The 19,109-nt window shown below is 58.9% G+C and carries 15 protein-coding genes; 11 read left to right on the top strand and 4 right to left on the bottom strand.

Annotation, left to right across the window (positions count from 1 at the left end; genetic code table 11):
- The first annotated feature begins 22 nt into the window (after positions 1 to 22).
- The 6 genes from PI86_RS03920 to PI86_RS03900 all read left to right on the top strand — a co-directional run bounded on the left by PI86_RS03920 (position 23) and on the right by PI86_RS03900 (position 6,319).
- Positions 23 to 1,264 carry a MalY/PatB family protein gene (locus PI86_RS03920; protein WP_039318919.1) on the top strand — a complete coding sequence of 414 codons (1,242 nt, stop codon included), beginning with the start codon at positions 23 to 25 and terminating at the stop codon, positions 1,262 to 1,264.
- A 240-nt stretch (positions 1,265 to 1,504) separates the two neighbouring features.
- Positions 1,505 to 2,704, top strand: coding sequence for a CaiB/BaiF CoA transferase family protein (locus PI86_RS03915; protein WP_039318917.1), 1,200 nt, complete (start codon positions 1,505 to 1,507; stop codon positions 2,702 to 2,704).
- A gap of 8 nt (positions 2,705 to 2,712) precedes the next feature.
- On the top strand, positions 2,713 to 3,918 hold the full coding sequence (gene acdA, locus PI86_RS03910; RefSeq protein WP_039318914.1) for a 3-sulfinopropanoyl-CoA desulfinase: 1,206 nt from the start codon (positions 2,713 to 2,715) through the stop codon (positions 3,916 to 3,918).
- 368 nt (positions 3,919 to 4,286) lie between these two features.
- Complete coding sequence (locus tag PI86_RS03905; RefSeq protein ID WP_162835530.1) at positions 4,287 to 5,555, top strand: MFS transporter; 1,269 nt, start codon at positions 4,287 to 4,289, stop codon at positions 5,553 to 5,555.
- A gap of 71 nt (positions 5,556 to 5,626) precedes the next feature.
- The gene (locus PI86_RS17275; RefSeq protein ID WP_161792351.1) at positions 5,627 to 5,881 is read left to right on the top strand and encodes a hypothetical protein; all 255 of its coding nucleotides are present in this window, start codon (positions 5,627 to 5,629) and stop codon (positions 5,879 to 5,881) included.
- Between the two features lie 135 nt (positions 5,882 to 6,016).
- Entirely contained in the window at positions 6,017 to 6,319 is a 303-nt protein-coding gene (locus tag PI86_RS03900) for an H-NS histone family protein (protein ID WP_039319355.1), read from the top strand.
- Positions 6,320 to 6,395: 76 nt separating this feature from the next.
- On the opposite strand, the gene PI86_RS03895 is transcribed toward PI86_RS03900, so the two are convergent.
- Positions 6,396 to 7,376, bottom strand: a complete 981-nt coding sequence (locus PI86_RS03895; RefSeq protein WP_052319362.1) for a LysR family transcriptional regulator — start codon at positions 7,374 to 7,376, stop codon at positions 6,396 to 6,398.
- A 520-nt stretch (positions 7,377 to 7,896) separates the two neighbouring features.
- Here PI86_RS03895 and fadB point away from each other — a divergent pair.
- From fadB to PI86_RS03870, 5 genes are all read left to right on the top strand, one after another.
- Positions 7,897 to 10,059 (top strand): fatty acid oxidation complex subunit alpha FadB, encoded by a 2,163-nt coding sequence (gene fadB, locus PI86_RS03890; RefSeq protein WP_039318912.1) that lies wholly within the window; start codon positions 7,897 to 7,899, stop codon positions 10,057 to 10,059.
- Between the two features lie 9 nt (positions 10,060 to 10,068).
- Positions 10,069 to 11,316: an acyl-CoA dehydrogenase family protein gene (locus PI86_RS03885; protein WP_268745856.1), complete on the top strand. Its 1,248-nt coding sequence runs from the start codon at positions 10,069 to 10,071 to the stop codon at positions 11,314 to 11,316.
- Between the two features lie 222 nt (positions 11,317 to 11,538).
- On the top strand, positions 11,539 to 12,525 hold the full coding sequence (locus tag PI86_RS03880; RefSeq protein WP_039318909.1) for an NAD(P)H-dependent flavin oxidoreductase: 987 nt from the start codon (positions 11,539 to 11,541) through the stop codon (positions 12,523 to 12,525).
- Positions 12,519 to 13,520, top strand: coding sequence for an NADPH:quinone oxidoreductase family protein (locus PI86_RS03875; protein ID WP_082012128.1), 1,002 nt, complete (start codon positions 12,519 to 12,521; stop codon positions 13,518 to 13,520). Before PI86_RS03880 ends, PI86_RS03875 begins: the two co-directional genes overlap by 7 nt.
- 62 nt (positions 13,521 to 13,582) lie before the next feature.
- Complete coding sequence (locus tag PI86_RS03870; RefSeq protein ID WP_039318907.1) at positions 13,583 to 14,731, top strand: acyl-CoA dehydrogenase family protein; 1,149 nt, start codon at positions 13,583 to 13,585, stop codon at positions 14,729 to 14,731.
- 142 nt (positions 14,732 to 14,873) lie between these two features.
- On the opposite strand, the gene PI86_RS16865 is transcribed toward PI86_RS03870, so the two are convergent.
- From PI86_RS16865 to PI86_RS03860, 3 genes are all read right to left on the bottom strand, one after another.
- A complete protein-coding gene (locus PI86_RS16865) occupies positions 14,874 to 15,587 on the bottom strand; it encodes a helix-turn-helix domain-containing protein (RefSeq protein ID WP_152608041.1) in 714 nt (237 codons plus the stop codon).
- Positions 15,588 to 15,772: 185 nt separating this feature from the next.
- Entirely contained in the window at positions 15,773 to 16,909 is a 1,137-nt protein-coding gene (locus PI86_RS03865; protein ID WP_039318904.1) for an acyl-CoA dehydrogenase, read from the bottom strand.
- A 485-nt stretch (positions 16,910 to 17,394) separates the two neighbouring features.
- A complete protein-coding gene (locus PI86_RS03860; protein ID WP_326929221.1) occupies positions 17,395 to 18,885 on the bottom strand; it encodes an acyl-CoA synthetase in 1,491 nt (496 codons plus the stop codon).
- Positions 18,886 to 19,109 lie beyond the last annotated feature (224 nt).

The following is a 19,109-nucleotide window of genomic DNA, read 5'->3' as shown; positions in this document are numbered from 1 at the left end:
ATTGCAGGTTAGAAAAGACCGAATGAGGTTGAAGGTTATGACTCAAGTTACGAATATGTCCCCGGCTGACAAGCCTCGATTTGACTTCGATACCGTTGTGGACCGCAGTCGAAGCAATTCAATGAAGTGGGGCGACCCGGCCGGTTTCATGAGCGCTGAGCAGGCACGAGCCAAGCCATTGCCGATGTGGGTTGCCGACATGGATTTCAAGTCGCCGCCTGCCGTGAACGAGGCGCTGTACGAAGCGGTGTCGCACGGTGTCTATGGCTATCCTGCCGGGCCGACGAAGGGTTACCTCGATGCAGTGACCGGATGGCAGCAAAAGCGCTTCGGTTGGGATGTCCGTTCGGAGTGGGTGGTGCCTGTCGCCAGCGTCGTTGCCGCGATCAAGATCGTCGTACAGGCATTCTCGCAGCCTGGCGACTCAGTGTTGATCCAGCCGCCGGTATACGTCCACTTTCACAATGACGTCGTGATCAATGGTCGTCACGTTGCCGCGGCACCGTTGCAGTTCGATGGAGTGCGATACCGCTTTGACGCAAAGGTGTTCGAGGACGCGATTCGCGAAAACACCAAGGTTTTCATCCTCTCGAACCCGCACAACCCCACGGGGAATGTGTGGACGGAGGATGAGCTGCGCACCATGGGCGAAATTTGTTTGAAGCATGGCGTGCTTGTGCTGGCCGATGAGATTCATTGCGATTTTGTGCTTGCGGCAGGCAGGAAGCATACGCCGTTTGCGTCGCTCGATTCTCGGTTCGCTCATAACACCATCACATGCACGTCCGCGAGCAAGACTTTCAATCTGGCGGGATTGCAATGCGGAAATATGTTCATTGCCGACAAGGCCAAGCGCGATGAGGTCGTGCGAACAATCGACAGGAACCACAACACGCGCATCAATCTGTTGGGAATGGTCGCGACGGAAGCCGCTTTCGCGCACGGAGCGGAGTGGGTGGATGCACTCATCCCCTATGTTTCGCAGAACCAGAAGCACTTTGCCCATCGGATCAATGCACTTGATGCGGGCGTGCGAGTGATTGAAATGGATTCGCTCTACCTCGCGTGGATGGACTGCCGTGCTTTGAGGATGACGCCTGAAGAGCTGGAGAACTTCATGCTCGTCAAGGCACAAGTGTGGCTCGACAAGGGGCCCAAGTTTGGTGTGGAGGGGCACGGCTTCATGCGGGCAAATCTCGGCTGTTCGCGGCAAACGGTGGACTTGGCGATCGACCGTATCTCGAGAGCACTTGCAGAACGCTAAGTAGCGCCAGTTTGTGGGCGGCGTGGCCAGTTGCCTGAGCCGCGTCGCTCGAAGGCCGGCTTGCGGAATGCAGTTGAATTTAGATTCAATTGTCTTTGTAAAACGTGAGTTATACGATATCAACTAAGTCACTGGAGTGAGGAGGAAGATGATGGATCGGGTTGTCTTTTCACGTGGTTCCAAGTGGTCAGCTGGCTGTATTTTCCCGCTTGCCGAGCAACGCTCAAATGGTGGTGCTGCATGACGGCGGATCAGAAGATGGCGTTGGCAGGAATCAAGGTCCTGGATCTGTCCCGCATCCTGGCAGGGCCGAGCGCGGCTCAGCTTCTCGGAGATCTGGGCGCGGATGTTGTCAAAGTCGAAAAGCCCGATGAGGGGGACGACACGCGCAAATGGGGGCCGCCGTATGTGCGTGGGACGTCCGGCGAGGAAACCGATGAAAGTGCCTATTACCTCTCGGCCAATCGCAACAAGCGATCAATCGCAATCGACATCGGTTCCGATTCGGGTCGGGAACTCGTGCATCGGCTGATTGCACAGGCAGATGTGCTGGTGGAGAACTACAAGGTGGGTGGCCTTGCCAAGTACGGCTTGGCATACGAGCAAATCAAGGATCGCTATCCTCGCTTGATCTATTGCTCTGTCACTGGCTTCGGGCAAACGGGTCCGTACGCCCCCCGACCCGGATACGATTTTCTGATCCAGGGGATGGGCGGGATCATGAGTCTTACCGGCGTCCCGGATGGGGAGCCGATGAAGGTGGGCGTCGGGATTGCCGATGTCATGACCGGTATGTATGCGACTGTCGGAATCCTGGCTGCTTTGCGCCATCGTCAGCAAACCGGGGAGGGGCAACATATCGACATTTCTCTTCTCGATACGCAGATCTCCTGGCTCGTCAATGCCGGAACAAATTATCTGGCTGACAGGCAAGTGCCGTCGCGCTTGGGGAACGGTCATCCGAACATCGTCCCATACCAGGTGTTCTCGACAGCAGACGCGCCGATGATCCTCGCCGTTGGAAACGACGCGCAGTTCCGCCGGTTTTGCGAGGTCGCCGGAATTGACGCGCTCGCGTCCGATGAACGCTTTGCGACAAACCCGATGCGGATCCGACATCGAGTGGAATTGTGTGAGCTCGTGGACAAAGCGCTGCGAAGTAAGCATCGCGTGACGTGGCTGCAAGAGCTCGAGGCTGTCGGGGTCCCGTGCGGGCCGGTGAACAATCTGGAAGACGTGTTCGCCGACCCCCATGTCAAGGCCCGCGGTGCCGAGCTGCATATGCCGTGCGAGTGGGCGATGGACGGGGAGATTCGCCTCCTCGCAAACCCGTTGAAGATGTCTGCAACACCGCCGAGCTATAGGCGCCCTCCGCCGCGGCTCGACGAGCATGCCGAAGAAGTACTGATGGATTGGCTTGAAAACAATCAAACGTTTTAGGAGACACCATGTACGACCTCACTTCCGAACAACTGGATCTCCAGGCGCAAGCGCGTGAGCTCGCGCAATCCGTATTCGCTCCGACTGCCGCGAATACAGATCTCACCGAACAGTATCCGTGGGACAACGTCGCAGCACTGCGCGATGCAGGATTCATGGGCATGACGCTGCCCAAGAGTCTGGGCGGACGCGGTCTTTCGTACCTGGATACCGTGGTCGTCATTGAAGAGATGGCAAAGGCGTGCGCGACCATGGGCCGAATTACCGTCGAGGCAAACATGGGCGCGATCGGTGCCATTGCCAAGTACGGTACCGAGGCCCAACTGAAGGTGGCGGCCGATCTCGTCCTGGCGGGGGACAAGCCGGCGATCTGCATCTCGGAGCCTAATGCCGGCAGCGCCGCCAGCGAGATGACGACGCGTGCTGACAAGAAAGGGGATGACTACATCCTGAATGGGGAGAAGTACTGGATTACCGGCGGCGGAGTTTCGAAGTTGCACCTCATCTTCGCGCGGGTATTCGACGACGGTGTCGAACAGGGTATCGGCGCATTCATCTGCGTGCGAGACGGCAACACACCCGCTGAGCTCGTCGTTGGCCGCAGGCTTTACGCCATGGGCGTGCGTGGCATTCCGGAAACTCATCTCGAGTTCCGTGACCTCAAGGTACACAAGTCGATGCTTGTGATGCCTCCCGGTGGTCTGAAGCGTGGTTTCGCATCATTGATGACGGCCTACAACGCCCAGCGTGTCGGCGCGGGAACGGTTGCCCTGGGTATCGCTCAAGGCGCCTTCGAGGAAGGCATGGCTTACCTCAAATCCAGGCAGCAGTTTGGCCGACCGATCGCCGAATTCCAGGGGCTGCAGTGGATGCTTGCCGACATGTCGACTCAGCTGGAGGCGGCACGGTTGCTTTTGCGTTCGGCCGCCGCCAGTGGTGTGGACTTTCCGGATATCGACAAGGCAGCGCGGGCGAAGATATTTGCGGCCGAAACGGCCAACAAGGTCACCAATGACTCGCTACAGTTCTACGGGTCGTCCGGGTATGGCCGTCACAATCCGATGGAGCGGCACGTGCGGGATGCGCGCATGTTCACCATCGCAGGTGGCACCGCGCAGATTTTGCGCACGCAGGTCGCTGCCACGTTGCTGGGCATGAAGCTGCCGCAGACGCGTGAAGGTTTTCTGAAAGCGGCTCAAAGCAGTAACGCTTAAACCGACACACGTTACGCTATCAACGACGCGAACCGAAGCTTGGTGTGTTTAAGATCTCGCCTCCGAGTTCCGGTGTTCGTGAATGTGCGGGCGGACTATCGACCTCGGTGTCGAGTCCGCCCGGGACGCAAACTGAATGTGCATCACAAGTTGTCGAAATTCGAGGAGGCAACCTCACTGAAGTGACGGCGGAGAGCCGGCGAAACGGCTTGCAACGTAAAGCAGTATTCCGATGGCATATGCCATCACCCACGACCGTTAATGCGCGAGCCTGTCCATGCGCAATGGGTCATGCAATTCAACATTTTTACGATTATCGTGTCTCGTTTTCAGTTTAGCCATCGTGCATATCGCCTTGTACGACCAAGATGTACCGCTACCGGGAGGTGGGCGTGAATCGTCAGTTCCTTCTGTGCCTCAGTCGTGTCGGCACGTGCATGGGTACGATGGCATTTGCCGGAGCATTGCCAATACTTCGCTCGGCGTGGCACATGGACGCAGCAACTGCTGGGTCGATCCAGACCGCGTTCAATCTCTCCAACGCACTTGCACTCCTCGTTACCGCGTGGCTTTCGGATAGTCTGGGCGCTAAACGTGTGTACTTGGCCAGTACGTGGGCGGGCGCTGCTGCGTTGATGATCTTTGCGATTTTCGCCCGTTCACCTCATACCGCGTTGCCCCTGATCGTGCTTGTTGGTCTGACACAAGGGGGGGCTTACGCCCCGGTGCTGCTCCTTGTTGCGGAACTGAGTCCGGCGGCGGAGCGTGGTCGCGGGATGGGACAGATTCTGGCTGCAGCATCGATGGGTTATCTGCTTTCGGTGTTTCTTTCGATGTGGGCCGCGACTACTTACGGTGCGGCGGCAGGGTTCACTATTTGCGCGATAGGTGCATTGGCTGGTGCCGTATTTGGCCAGATCGCTCTCAAAGGCGTGGAGAATCGACGACACAGTATCGAGGTGTCGGCATCTTCGGAGCCCATCAATTGGCGGAGCGTGTTTGGCACGACCTCCTTGTGCCTTTTGGTCGGCTATGTCGCCCACTGCTGGGAACTGCTGGGAAGTTGGGCCTGGACGCCAACCCTGCTGGCGACCGCACTTCGTGCGTGCAACTTGGGAGCGATGACGACGAGCCTGATTGTAGCCGGCACAATACACCTGTCTGGCATGGTCGCCACGGGAGTAGTCGGCGCGCTGTCCGATCGATGGGGGCGAGCACGCGTACTCATTTGCGTTGGCGCAATGGGGGCGTTGTGTTCCATGCTTATGGGTTGGTCAGAACAATGGGGACCTGGCTGGGTGATCGCTTTGGCCTCAACCGGCAGTTTCTTCATTCTTGCCGACTCGGGCGTACTTTCGGCCGCCATGACTGACGAGGTGCCTGCTGCATATCTGGGACGGGTGATGGGCGTCAGATCGATTCTGGGGTTTGGCGTTGGAGCGTTCGCGCCCATGACATTCGGGGCAACACTCGATTGGACCCGTCATTGGGGATGGGCGTATATGCCGCTCGCTGCGGGCGGGATCATTGCGTCTCTTGCTGCCTTAGCATTACGAAAGAGTAGCCAGTCAAGCGAGGCCGAGTCGCATCAATCGCAATCGTCCATCGTTCACAAGCGCGACTTCGAACGTACGTAGGATTCGAGCTTGAACAAGCGCAGGCCCTCTGTGCGAGTACCCACAATTTCCGAAGTACACAGGAATCGGCGATGCAGATAGTGCAGCGAGTTTCGTCTGCGTCGATGACGGAGAGAATCAAAGTCGCCCGATATCCGGTGAAATCAACTACGAATCCTTGTCCGTCGCCGCAGCATACCAACCATGACCTGCCGGCCGGGGAGCGCTTCGGGCGTGTCGCCATTTTCCTTCATTCGACTGTGGCGGCGGCCATGCTCTGCAACGTGGCTTTGGCATTAAGCGTCGATGTGTTGCCAGATGAGGCATTCAGGAAAGGACCAGACTGATCAAGTGACATCACGCGCAACACGTGCATTCCGTGACAGCGATCCCCAGTCCATATGAATCACGGAATCGAGACTACGTTAGTTCAATCCGCCAAACGAGTTATGATGTCCTCGGCATAACAAGTGGAGGACTACATGGCAACTTACAAAGAGCTGAAAGCTGAAGTGGAAGCTTTGGTCGCGAAGGCCGAAGCAGCGCGTGCTGCCGAATTTCGAGCCGTCGTTGAGGATATCCGTGCAAAGGTTGCGGAGTATGGCATTACCGAAAAGGACATCTTCGGAGGGCGGCGAGGCAGAGTGGCGGCGAAGAAGGTCGCGGCGCCAGTGGAAGCCAAGTACCGGGACCCCAAGACGGGCGCGACGTGGTCCGGCCGTGGCCGCGCGCCGGCATGGATCAAGGATGCCAAGAATCGCAATCGATTCCTGATTCAGGAGTAAGACTCGGTGCCAACGAGTGCCCGGCTGCGTAGCGACATCGCTCAGCAGCCGGCCAATTTCTCGTGGCCTCCAAGGCTTAACGCATTTCGAATGCTGACGACCGGCTAGCAAGCCCGTGACGACCGATGCCCGTTAGAGTCTGCAGGCGAGCATGATCTGCTGTTAGAGCGTCCTGGAAGCGAACTTTGAGAAAATCCAGCCACTTGCGAGTTCGCTTGTCCATGTATCGGTGCGACGGAAAGACCGCGAATATCTCTTTGCTCTGAAGTACGTGGTCCGGCAAGATTCGAACGAGCGAGCCATCCTGTAGGCCGTCGAGAACGGAATGTGCCGGAAGCATTCCAATTCCCAGCCCCTCACGGACCGCGACGGTCATCGATTCCGCGATGTTGACTTTCACTGCACCACGAACTTCTTTCGTGACTCTGCCAGTCGGGCCCTCGAGCAGCCACTGGTTTTCCGCGAAAGTCGGAATGCTGAGCAGAAGGCAATCGTAGTTCGTCAGCTCATCCGGGGTTTTCGGCTCACCGTGGCGCTCCACATAGGATCGCGATGCACAGAGGACGCTGAATGTCGTGCCTAGCTTCGTCGCGAAGTTCTCTGAATCGGGCAGCGCGTGTACAGCTACCACTGCCATATCCGTCTTACCGTCGTAAAAGTCCGGCATCGCCTGGGCCAGGCTCAGTTCGAAATTGACCTTCGGGTGAGATTCTCTGTAGCTTGCGATCGCCGGAAGAATATAGTGCTGCGCGATGCTCGCAAAGCTCTGAATGTGCAGCGTGCCATTGATGTCAACGTGATCCGTTATTAAGTCTTGCTTTGCCGAATAAATTTCGGCGAGGATCTTCTGCGCACGGGGGAGAAACCGCTCGCCGGCCTCAGTCAACGAGAGTTTGCGGGTGCTGCGGATCATCAGTTGCACACCAAGATGAGCCTCCAATTCAGTGACCGAACGGGAAACGGCCCCAGTAGCCAGCTCCAGCGTTTGCGCAGCCCTCGTGAACGTGCCGGTTTCAATTACCCGCACGAAAGCGCGCATGCTATGTATGAGGTCCATTGGGGCATTTCCTTGGCTAGACGAGTTCTCTACGGCTCGTCGCTATCGGCGAACTCGCTGACCCGCAACGAATGCATTGGAATTTGACGCGTGTATCCGAGATGCAGAAACGAAGCGGTGAAGCGGCGGCTTGCAGATGTAGAACACGATGGCCAAGAATTATAGTGGCGAGATTCGCTTGCCAACGAATACCCATGACACCTGCGTCCTCATTCGCTCTCATCGGATGTAAAGCGCTGGTCGCGACATCAAGGCTCAGGTCGGTCGTGTTCGGGAGCCGCGTCGCCCTCCCTCTCGGGCAAAACATGCTTTGTACACCAGAGGAGGGCGGATGCGTCGCCCAGGTATTGTTTTGAGCGTACGGATGCCGGGCAGCCTCAACTCCTTGACGCTCCTGCGTTGCCACTACTGCACGTTCGTCGATTCCGGCGCTCATTGATTCGTCGCTTCCGACGATGGGCGCCCCGCGTATGGCCTTCTAGACTTCACTGCATTCTGGTCGGTGCCAGTAGGAGTCATCGTGTTTCAAGGGCAAAGCTTGCGTGTTTCGCCGCTGGGCGATAACGGCATTTTCGAGTTGTGCTTCGATCGTCAGGGCGAATCCATCAACAAGTTCGACCGCAGGACCATCGATGAATTGCGGCAGGCCAACCAGTACCTGCTGAATCAGGCGAGCCTGCGCGGGGTCCTGGTAACCAGTGCGAAGGACGTTTTCATCGTCGGTGCGGATATCACCGAATTCGGGGCCAAGTTCGCTCAGCCTGCGGCGGCTATTGCCGCCGATGTGGCGGGAAGCAATGAAGCATTCATCCAGTTCGAAGACCTGCCGGTGCCTTCCGTGGTGGCAATTAATGGCTTCGCATTGGGCGGTGGCCTCGAGTTTGCGCTGACCGGCGCAATGCGAGTCATGTCGAGTGAGGCTCAGATCGGTGTGCCAGAGGTGAATTTAGGCCTGTTCCCCGGATTCGGAGGCACGGTCCGGTTGGTGCGCATTGCGGGGGCTGCGGTGGCATGCGACTGGGTTGCCAGCGGCAAACCTGCCAAGCCGGCTGCGGCCTTTGCCGCCGGCGTTGTGGACGAGATTGCAGTGCCGGACGAACTGCGGTCTCGCGCGATCCATTTGCTTGAGCGGGCGATCGCCAACGAAGTAGCCTGGCAGGCGCTACAGGATCGCAAGCGCAAGCCGTTGTCGATGGAGGCAGGGCAGGTCGCGGCTGCTTTTGAGCAAGCTCGCGCGATTGCAGGCGAACGTGGCGCGCCGCACCAACCCGCTGCACTGGCTGCAATCGACATGATGGCTGGGGGAGCAGCCCTTGACCGTGCCGGCGCCTTGGCTTTGGAAGCGCAGGTGTTCGGTGAAATCGCTCGTACTCAAGCTGCGTCGTCAATGGTTCAGACGTTTCTGAGCGAACAGGCTGTCAAGAAGATCGCGCGAAACTACGCCAAAGGGGCGGAAAAAGTGTCTCGCGCGTTGGTGCTGGGCGCGGGGATCATGGGCGGTGGAATAGCGATTACCAATGCCCTGCGGAAGATCCCGGTCCGTATGTGCGATCTGCAACAGCGAGCGCTCGACCAAGGCATGGCCGAGGCGCAAAAGCAAGTCGGTCGTCAGGTCAAGACCGGGCGCCTGAGCGAGTCCGCAAGCCTCGAGATTCTGTCGGCTGTCCAGCCTCAGTTGGATCTTGCCGGAATCGGCCAGGCGGATGCCGTGGTCGAGGCGATCGTCGAGAATCTGGACATCAAGCGCAAGGTTCTGGCGGATCTGGAGCTGGCGCTCAAAGAAGGGGCGATCCTGGCGTCCAACACGTCAAGTCTCCGCATCGACGAGATTGCGGCGCCGCTCAAGCGTCCTGACCGGTTTGTCGGCATGCATTTCTTCAATCCGGTACCGATGATGTCGCTCGTGGAAATCGTGCGCGGCACGCGTACCTCCGATCAGGCCGTGGCGACCGCAGTGGCCTACGCAACTGCCCTGGGCAAAACTGCCATTGTCGTACGCGATTGCCCCGGGTTTCTCGTCAATCGGGTGCTGACCGCATACATGCGGGGTTTCCTGAAGCTGATTGCGGACGGCGCGGACTTCGAGCAGGTCGACACGGTTATGGAGTCCTTCGGCTGGCCGATGGGGCCGGCCTATCTGGAGGATGTGGTTGGTATGGACACGGGTAGCCATGTCAACAATGTCATTTCAGCCGGCTATGCGGACCGCATGCCCGAGTTCGCTGACGACGCGCTGCGAGTGATGGTGCGTAATGGTCGGTTTGGTCAAAAGAACGGGCTGGGCTTTTACCACTACGAGGCGAGTGCGGCCGGCGGCAAGCCGCGACGTACATCTTCAACGGACGCACACGCGTTGCTTGCGCAGCTGCAATCCGAGGGGCGCCGGGAATTTACTCGCGAACAGATCGTCGACCGCATGATGCTCCCGATGGTGCTCGAGGCAGCGCGAACGTTGCACGAAGGTGTGGTCGGAACTGCGGCGGAAGTAGACCTGGCGATGCGACTTGGTCTCGGCTTCCCTGCCTATGCCGGTGGCCCGCTCAAGTATGCCGACTGGCTGGGCCTTGCCGAAGTGGTGCGCCGTTGCGACGAGCTGAGCGCACTGGGGCCGGCCTACGAGCCCAGCCAGCAACTCCGCGAGATGGCGTCGGCAAACGAGCGCTTCTATTCGATTACTCAATGAGGGCCTGACGTGCACTTCCAGCTTCCCGAAGACGTTCAGCAAATGCAGCATACGCTGCGCCGGTTCATGGATGAGCGGATACTCCCTCTCGACAACGAGTATCAGCGCATTGCCGATTCCGGCTGCTTCCCGACGGAGATCGTCGAACCGCTCAAGCAGCAGGCGCGCGACGCAGGTCTCTGGAATTTGTTTCTTCCGGGTCTGCTCGACAACGAGCCGGGTACTCGCTTGACCAACATGCAATACGCGCCGCTGGCCGAGATCATGGGTCGTGTTCCCTGGGCATCCGAGGTGTTCAACTGTAACGCCCCGGACACCGGCAACATGGAGCTGCTGCACCTCTTCGCGAATCCAGCGCAGCGGGATCGATGGCTGGTTCCGCTTCTCGAGGGGACTATCCGCTCCTGCTTCGCCATGACTGAACCGGATGTGGCTTCGTCAGACGCGACCAATATCCAGACGTCCATCAGGCGCGAGGGCGACGAGTACGTCATCAACGGGCGAAAATGGTTCACCACGGGCGCGATGCACCCCAATTGCAAGTTGGCTATCGTGATGGGGGTGACCGACTTCGATCCGGGCGCGGCCAAGCATCGCCGACATTCGATGGTCCTTGTTCCTATGGACACCCCGGGTTTGCGCATCGTCCGCAACGTGCCGATCATGAGCCACCATCTGCCAGAGGGGCACTGCGAAATCGCGTTCGAGAACTTGCGCGTGCCGGTGTCCAACTTGCTTGGGGAAGAGAACAGCGGGTTCGCATTGGCGCAAGCCCGCTTGGGACCGGGGCGAGTCCACCATTGCATGCGAACGATTGGTCAGTGTGAAGTCGCGCTGGACTTGATGTGCGAGCGAGCGCTCTCGCGCCGCGCGTTCGGCAAGACCTTGTCGGACTTCGCCAACATTCAGGACTGGATTGCATATTCGCGCGTCGAAATCGATCAAGCTCGCCTGTTCGTTCTGCAGGCGGCCTGGAAGATGGATACCTACGGCAACAAGTCCGCACACCTGGATGTTTCGGCCATCAAGCTCGTGGCGGCACAGCTTCAGACACGCGTCGTTGATCGAGCGATTCAGGTATTTGGCGCGATGGGTATCACACCCGATACGCCGCTGGCTTACCTCTGGTCCTGGGGGCGAGCAATGCGCTTCTTTGATGGCCCCGACGAAGTTCACCTTCGCGCCATCGCTCGCGCCGAGTTGGCGAAGGCCAAGGAACAGCTCGGGACAACGGCTCCGTACTACCGTCACCATTGAAGGCTCGCTGTGTGTCATGTCCATGCCATCCCGGGCAACGGTCTGGCGGTGACGGGGCGAGGGAACATCATTTCTCGGGCCTCGCCCGGGCCGGCCGTACTCGATGTGTTCGTCGGTGTGGCCAACACCGTCGCTTAGGTACGCGGCATTGCCGCTGATTCTGAGGGTGGCGCGAATGCCTTCCTCATCAAACGTAACACCAGCTTTCAAGGAAGTTGAACGATGAAGACTCGTATCACTGAGATGTTCGACATCCGCTACCCGATCATTCAGGGCGGGATGCAATGGGTTGGCACCGCCGAAATGGCTTCCGCGGTGTCGAACGCAGGCGGGTTGGGTATCCTCACGGCGCTCACTCAGCCGACACCGGACGCCTTGGGCGCCGAGATCGACCGCTGCAGGACGATGACCAACCGCCCGTTCGGCGTCAACCTGACCATTCTGCCTTCGGTCAAGCCGCCTCCGTATGACGAGTACCTTGACGTGGTGATCGCGAAGGGCATTCCGGTGGTCGAGACCGCCGGCAGCAGCCCCAAGGAGTTCACCGCGCGCTTGAAGGCAGCTGGCGTTCGGGTGATCCACAAGTGCACGAGTATTCGCCACGCACTCTCGGCTGAACGCAATGGTGTCGACGTTGTCAGCATCGACGGCTTCGAATGTGCCGGCCACCCTGGAGAAGATGATGTCGGGGGATTGGTGCTCATTCCGCTCGCGGCACAGGCGTTGAGCATCCCGGTGATTGCCTCCGGCGGCATCGCTGATGGCCGGGGGCTGGCTGCAGCATTGGCCTTGGGGGCGGAGGGTGTAAACATGGGAACGCGATTCTGCGCGACCGTCGAAGCACCGATCCACGAAGACATCAAATGTGCATTGGTGTGCGCCAATGAGCTGGAGACTAACCTGATCTTCCGTACCCTGCACAATACCGGTCGGGTTCTGCGCAACCAAGTGTCCGACGAAGTGGTCTCGATTGAGCGCCGTCCGGGCGGATGCGAGTTCAAAGACATCCAGCCCCTGGTCTCTGGTCAGCGGGGGCGCGCCGCATTGCAAAGTGGCCAGGTGGACGCCGGCCTCGTCTGGGCAGGGCAGACTGTCGGGTTGGTGAAGGATATTCCGACCTGTGGTGAATTGCTGGAGAGGATGGTGGCCGATTGCCGGGCCGCACTCGCGAGCGCATCCGGCCGGGCAAGTGGAGCTGCATCATGCTAGCGCTGCGCGTACACGGATTTGACGGTCTTCATCAATGGGTGCTCGAGCAGGCACCGGAAGTTTCGCCCGGTGTCGGTGAAGTCCAGGTCAGCGTTCTGGCAAACGCGATTTCGTATGTGGATTTGCTCTTTGCACGAGGAGGCTACCAGGTAAAGCCGCCGCTGCCGCTCGTGCCCGGCACCGAGTTCACCGGTGTCGTTGCGGCCCTTGGTCCCGGCGTCGAGGGTGGTTTGCAAGTCGGGCAGCATGTCGTGGGAATGACTGTTGGCGGAGCGTGGGCTGAGCGCGCCAATGTCCCTGCGAGTGCCCTGGAGGTCTTGCCCCCGCATGTGGACATGCACGCGGCATCGGCATTGCCCGTTACGTATGCGACGGCATTGTATGCGTTGAAGCACCGCGGAGCCCTTCAAGTCGGGGAGACCGTTTTCGTATTGGGTGCGGCAGGAGGTGTCGGCCTGGCTTGTGTGCAAGTCGCGAAGGCGCTTGGTGCGACTGTCGTCGCCGGTGTGACCGGCGACGAAAAAATGAACGTTGCCCGGCAAGAAGGTGCGGATCACATCGTCGACGTTGGCCAAGCCGAATGGCGCACTGCAGTGCAGGCAGCCGTGCCCGAAGGGGTCGACGTCGTGGTCGACACGATTGGCGATTCGTACACGGAGACGGCATTTCGCACCCTTCGATGGGGTGGCCGTCATCTGGTCATTGGTTTTGCCGGTGGCAATATTCCCGCAATCCGCTCCAACTTGCCGCTGCTCAAGGGGGCCTCGCTCGTCGGGGTGGACATTCGCCAGTTCCGGGAGCGCGAGCCTGAGCGTGCGCGAGCCAATCTGGCCGAAGCGGTTGCGATGCTGGCGACCGGTCAGCTTCGACCGCGCGTCGCTCAGGTTTATCCCGCTCTCGATTGGGCGAAGGCGATCCGGCAAGCTCAGGATGTTTCGACAGTAGGCCGAGTCGTTCTGGACTGGGGAGCGAATATGCAGAAGGCTCCAGGCTGACCACAGCGAGGACCGCGGCAAATTGGCAGGCTAGCTGGCGTTCTACTAGGAAAATCACATCTATGACGATTCAATTCAACCGCTCGTGGAGTGATCCCGATCTCGAGCAGTATCGCGACACCGTCGTACGGTTCATCGAAGAGGAAATGCTTCCGCACGACGAGGCGGCTCGCCATCGCGGACACGTCGGGCATGACTTGTGGCGGAAAGCTGGAGCACTTGGGATCCTGTGCGCCGATCTCCCGGAGGAGTGGGGCGGTGCAGGGGGCGACTTCCGTCACGAAGCTGTATTCCATGAAGAGATGGCTCGACGAGCACTCTCGGGCATGAATGCCTCCGTGCACGCGATCGTGGCTCACTATCTCTTGAACCACGGCACCGAAGAGCAGAAACGTCGCTACCTGCCGCGCTTGATATCGGGCGAACTGGTCGGCGCGATTGCGATGACTGAACCGGGCGCCGGATCGGATCTGAAGGGTATTCGTACTCGGGCCCAACGCGGGCAGGACGGATGGTGCATCAATGGCGCCAAGACGTTCATTTCGAACGGCCTCCTGGCTGGCCTTGTCCTGGTGGTGGCGAAGACGGAGTCGGGTGAGGGTGCTCGCGGCATTTCGATCTTCCTGCTGGAGACAGCCGATTGCGCCGGCTTCCGGGTCGGACGGTTGCTGGACAAGATCGGCATGAAGGCGCAAGACACCGCCGAGCTGTTTTTCGACGACGTGCTTGTCGGTGAGGACCAGATCCTCGGCGGACTGCCTGGACAGGGGTTCTACCAGCTCATGGCGGATCTTCCCTACGAACGGTTGCTCATCGGCGTGATGGCCCTGGCAGCGATGGAGGGTGCGTATGAGGAAACACTGGCCTATGTGCGTGATCGGCAGGCATTCGGACAGGCAATTTCCGCTTTCCAGAACACCAGATTCAAGCTTGCCGAGATTGCCACGGAGATCCAGGTCGGACGCGCCTTCATCGATCGCTGTGTGCAGGACTTGCTGGTTGGTCGTTTGGATACCGCAACAGCTTCGATGGCGAAGCTCTGGGGATCGGAGACTCAGGGTAGGGTGGTTGATGCGTGCTTGCAGTTGTTCGGCGGCTACGGCTATATGAACGAGTACACGATAGCGAGGATGTACACGGATGCCCGCGTTCAACGCATCTACGGTGGCACGAGCGAAATCATGAAGGAGGTGATCGCACGCGCATTGTGATCGCGTATGTTGCGCCGAGTATGATGCACGGCGTATGAATTGCAAGCGAGGCCCTACGAATTGATCGATTTCGTAGGGCCTTTGTGTTTCCGACTTGAGCTGGCGATGACGGTCTGGATGCGCATGATCCTCCGTGAACCCGTCAGTCCGACGAGTCACTCGAACGTGGCCGGTCCGCGAATGACCATGTCAGTGCCGGATACCAGGCCAATGTGGCGACTCGCGTCGCGCTGCTACCGAAATGCTCATCGAATGTGTCGTTTAGACGTGCCGCCGATGCGAAGCCGAGCTGGCATGCAAGCGTGCGCAAGTCATCGCGTGTCTGCGGGTACGCGAGCAATGCCAGCAGTGCACGCATTAGACGTTGTTCGCGGACGATCGCGGTGAGTGCGTTATTTTCACGGAATAGTTGTCCGGTCAGCTCTCGCGGACTCATTTTCATCCGTTCTGCCGTGAACGAGACGGACCAGTCGGAGGTCGGATCACTGAATACCGCATGAGCTACTCGGACTGCAAGGACGGGCGTTGCGGAAGTACCCCATGCGTCTGATGCGACGCGCTCGAGATGGCTGTCGATGGTGAGATGTAACTCGTAACCGATTCTCGGATCAATGGCGGTCGCGCCTTCGTAGTGCACGGTACGATACGGCGCAAGGATGGCGGACCGCCCCTGTGCCAGCACCCCACGGCGCCGCTCGCCGGCGAGCAGATGATGTCCACGCCGAGCGCTCAAATGGATTGGAAACGGCAGACGCAGGTTGTACAGGCGCAGCAAGCGACCACCGCGCGTGGAAAATCCGCGGGTGGTGAGGGAATTCGCATCTACCACTGACGGCGAATGAACGGTGTGAATCATGTTGGAGGAGCGACGAGTGTTGCGTCGTCAGTAGCGCCCTGGCCGGGCGGTGCAGCTCGTCGCCGAGGTCTTGCGCGAAATCTGCGTGTCCGATTTGCAGAGTGGCACCAGGCGGCAACGCACCGATAGTCATATTCTGCTGGCCGAGCCTGACGAGCAGAATTTTCTGGGAGAGCGGACCGACGTTACTCCTCTGCGAGTGCCCGGCCGATAACCAAGCGCTGGATGTCGTTAGCTCCTTCGTAGATCTGGCAAACTCTGACATCGCGATAGATGCGTTCGACCGGGAAATCCGACACGTAGCCGTAGCCACCATGGATTTGAATCGCGTTCGAGCAAATGCTCTCGGCTACCTCGGACGCGAACATCTTTGCCATCGATGCTTCTTTCAGGCACGGCAAACCGGCATCCTTCAGCTTCGCCGCGCGCCACACCATCAAGCGGGCTGCGTCGAGTGACGTTGCCATGTCGGCAAGGCGGAAGGAAACTGCCTGTTGTTCGATAATAGGCTTGCCAAAAGCTTCTCGCTCTTTTGCGTAATTCAATGCTGCCTCGAATGCAGCTCGCGCCATCCCGACCGACTGCGCGGCGATACCGATCCTCCCAGCCTCGAGGTCGGACAATGCGATGCGGTAGCCGTCACCAGTATTCCCCATCAAGGAGGCGCCGGGAACCCGGCAATCTTCAAACAGGATTTGCGCGGTATCAGAGGCATGCTGCCCCATCTTTTCCTCGATACGGCCAACGATGTAGCCCTTCGTGTGCGTCGGCACCAGAAAGCAGGATATGCCGTGTCTTCCGGCTCCTTTGTCGGTTACAGCAAACACGATTGCTACGTCAGCGTTCTTTCCCGTGGTAATGAACTGCTTCACGCCGTTGATTACCCAGTCGTCGCCGTCGCGTACCGCGGTCGTTCGGATTGCTGCCGCGTCTGATCCCGCGTGTGGTTCTGTCAGGCAGAAGCAGCCCAAGGACTTCCCCTGTGCCAACGCGGTCAGCCATTCCTGCTTTTGCTGCGTCGAGCCATACTTGAGCGTGATACCGCAAACGAGCGAGTTTTGAACGCTTACGATTGTCGATGTAGCGCCATCGCCGGCGGAAATTTCCTCCAGCGCGACGGCCAGGGACAGATAGTCCAGACCGGCGCCACCCCATTCTTCGGGGACCACGACTCCCAGTGCCCCGAGTTCACCAAGTTCTTTCAGTGCATCGGACGGAAACGTGTGGTTGCGACTCCACTCTGCAGCATTCGGCGCAAGCCTCTCTTGGGCATAAGCACGCATGGAGTCGCGAATCATCTCCTGCTCATCATTCAGCATCATTCTTGGATCCGTATTTCAGTCAACTTAGAATTGTGGCGGACGTTCTACGATCTGCGTCTGCGCGTGAGATGTCACGCCAAGAAAAGTACGTCGGACTACCAATATAACGGGCGATCTTCGGTCAACGATCTCGGGTGAAGGGGCTACGACGCTGCGCAAGCTCACAAGCGCTTCATCAAAAACGCATGGCGGGGCGTTTGAGCGAAGGCGGGAATACCCGCCACACCCGATCTGGGTGGCGGAAAAAGTACATCCTCAAGAGTTCCCCCGGACTGGTGAGCTCGACGTACACGCATCGTTGACTGCCGCGCCCGGCCACGCGAACCACTCTGGTTTGGGTGGCTGAGGGCTGTCCCAGCCAATGCTCGACAAGTGCATGCAGGGATTTCGCTCCTGTACTCATTTGATCACCAATCTCTTCCTTGAAACTCGTCCCATTACCACTCGAAAAGATTCGGGAAGAGGTTGCGGGCGCGTCTGGTACATCAGGAGCTTTCGCGAGCAAGATACTGCTTTCGCAATTCGCCCTTCTGCAGCTTTCCGGTTGGGGTTCGCGGTAATGCATCGACGAAGTCGACACTCTTGGGTGCCTTGTACGAGGCAATTCGTGACTTCGCGAAGTCTATGATCTCCTTCTCGAGCTCCGTCGTTCCCGCGTAGCCTTCTGCGAGGGTGACGACAGCCTTTACTCGTTCCCCCATCTCCGGATCGGGGATACCGATTACTGCCACATCCAGAATGGCCGGGTGGAGTGCGAGCGCGTTTTCGACTTCCTGCGGATAGATATTGACTCCGCCGGAGATGATCATGAAGCCCTTTCTGTCAGTGAGGTAGAGGAAGCCATCCTCGTCGACATGGCCGATGTCGCCAACCATCGTCCACGTCGAATACATCGGGTGTTGGGTCGCACGTGTTTTCTCGGGGTCCTTGTGATACGAGAATGGCGTCGTTTCACGCTCGAAATAGACGAGCCCATCCGATCCGGCGGGCAGTTCATCACCGCTCTCGTCACAGATGTGAATTTTTCCGAGTATCGAACGCCCGACCGACCCCGGCTTCTTCAACCATTCCGATGGGCCGATGGTCGTAATACCGTTCAGCTCCGTGCTTGAATAGAACTCGTACAGTACCGGCCCCCACCAATCCATCATCTTGCGCTTCACGTCGACAGGGCACGGTGCTGCCGCGTGTATTGCGACCTTCATGCTGCTGACGTCATACGCGCTTCTGATGTCGTCCGGGAGTTTCAACATCCGGACGAACATTGTCGGAACCCATTGGCTGACGTTCACACGATATTTCTCGATTGCATCGAGTGCTGCTTCGGCATCGAATTTGTCCATCACGACGACGGTGCCGCCCATGGCCTGAATCGCAGCGCAGGTCCGCAGGGGGGCAGCATGATAGAGCGGCGCCGGGGAGAGGTACACCGTGTCGCTGCCGCACCCGAAATGTCCGCCGAACATGGCGACCATGCTGTCGCCGGCGTCCGACACCTGACGGTCGGGCAGCGGAAGTCTCACCCCCTTCGGACGTCCGGTTGTTCCCGACGAATAGAGCATGTCTGCGCCACGGGGCTCGTACTCGGGTCGTTCCGAGGACGCCGTTTCCAACACGGAACTCATCGAAACCGAACCGGGCAAGGCCACGTCAAAATGCACGACATGCGAAAGAGACGGGAGGTCGGCCCATGCACGTGCGAGATCCTGCCCCACGTCTCCGACAAAGAGACATTTCGCCCCAGAGTTCTGGAGGATGTACTCGATCTCCTCGCTCTTGAGATGGAAGTTTATTGCCGCGACGTAAAGCCCCGAGCGTTGGGCTGCCCAGTAGACGTCGAATATGCGGTGGTCGTTCTCTGAGAGGATGGCGACGACGTCACCTCTGTTCATCCCTTGCGCGCGAAGCCAATTCGCGATCCTGAGAGATCTGTCTTCGAGCTCGGAAAAGGTGACATGCAGCCCTGATGCAGCCATGATCACGGCAGGCTTCGAGGGGTGGGTTTGGGCGTGCGTTCCGGGGTACATTGCTTTTAGGAAAGTTGAGTTTCTCTGAAGGCGAGATCCAGCTTGGAGGGCATTTCGGATCAACAAGAAGGCGGTGTCGAGGGCGACTTCCGGATCACGAACGAGTTCTCGGCGTTTGCGAAGACGCGTGAGGCCCGGAGACATGGGGTGCCTCTCACCGCAGGAGGGGCGCC

The sequence above is a fragment of the Burkholderia sp. A9 genome (genome assembly GCF_000801975.1).
Note: the sequence above shows the minus strand (reverse complement) of the source record. Positions and strands in the feature narration are given on the sequence as shown.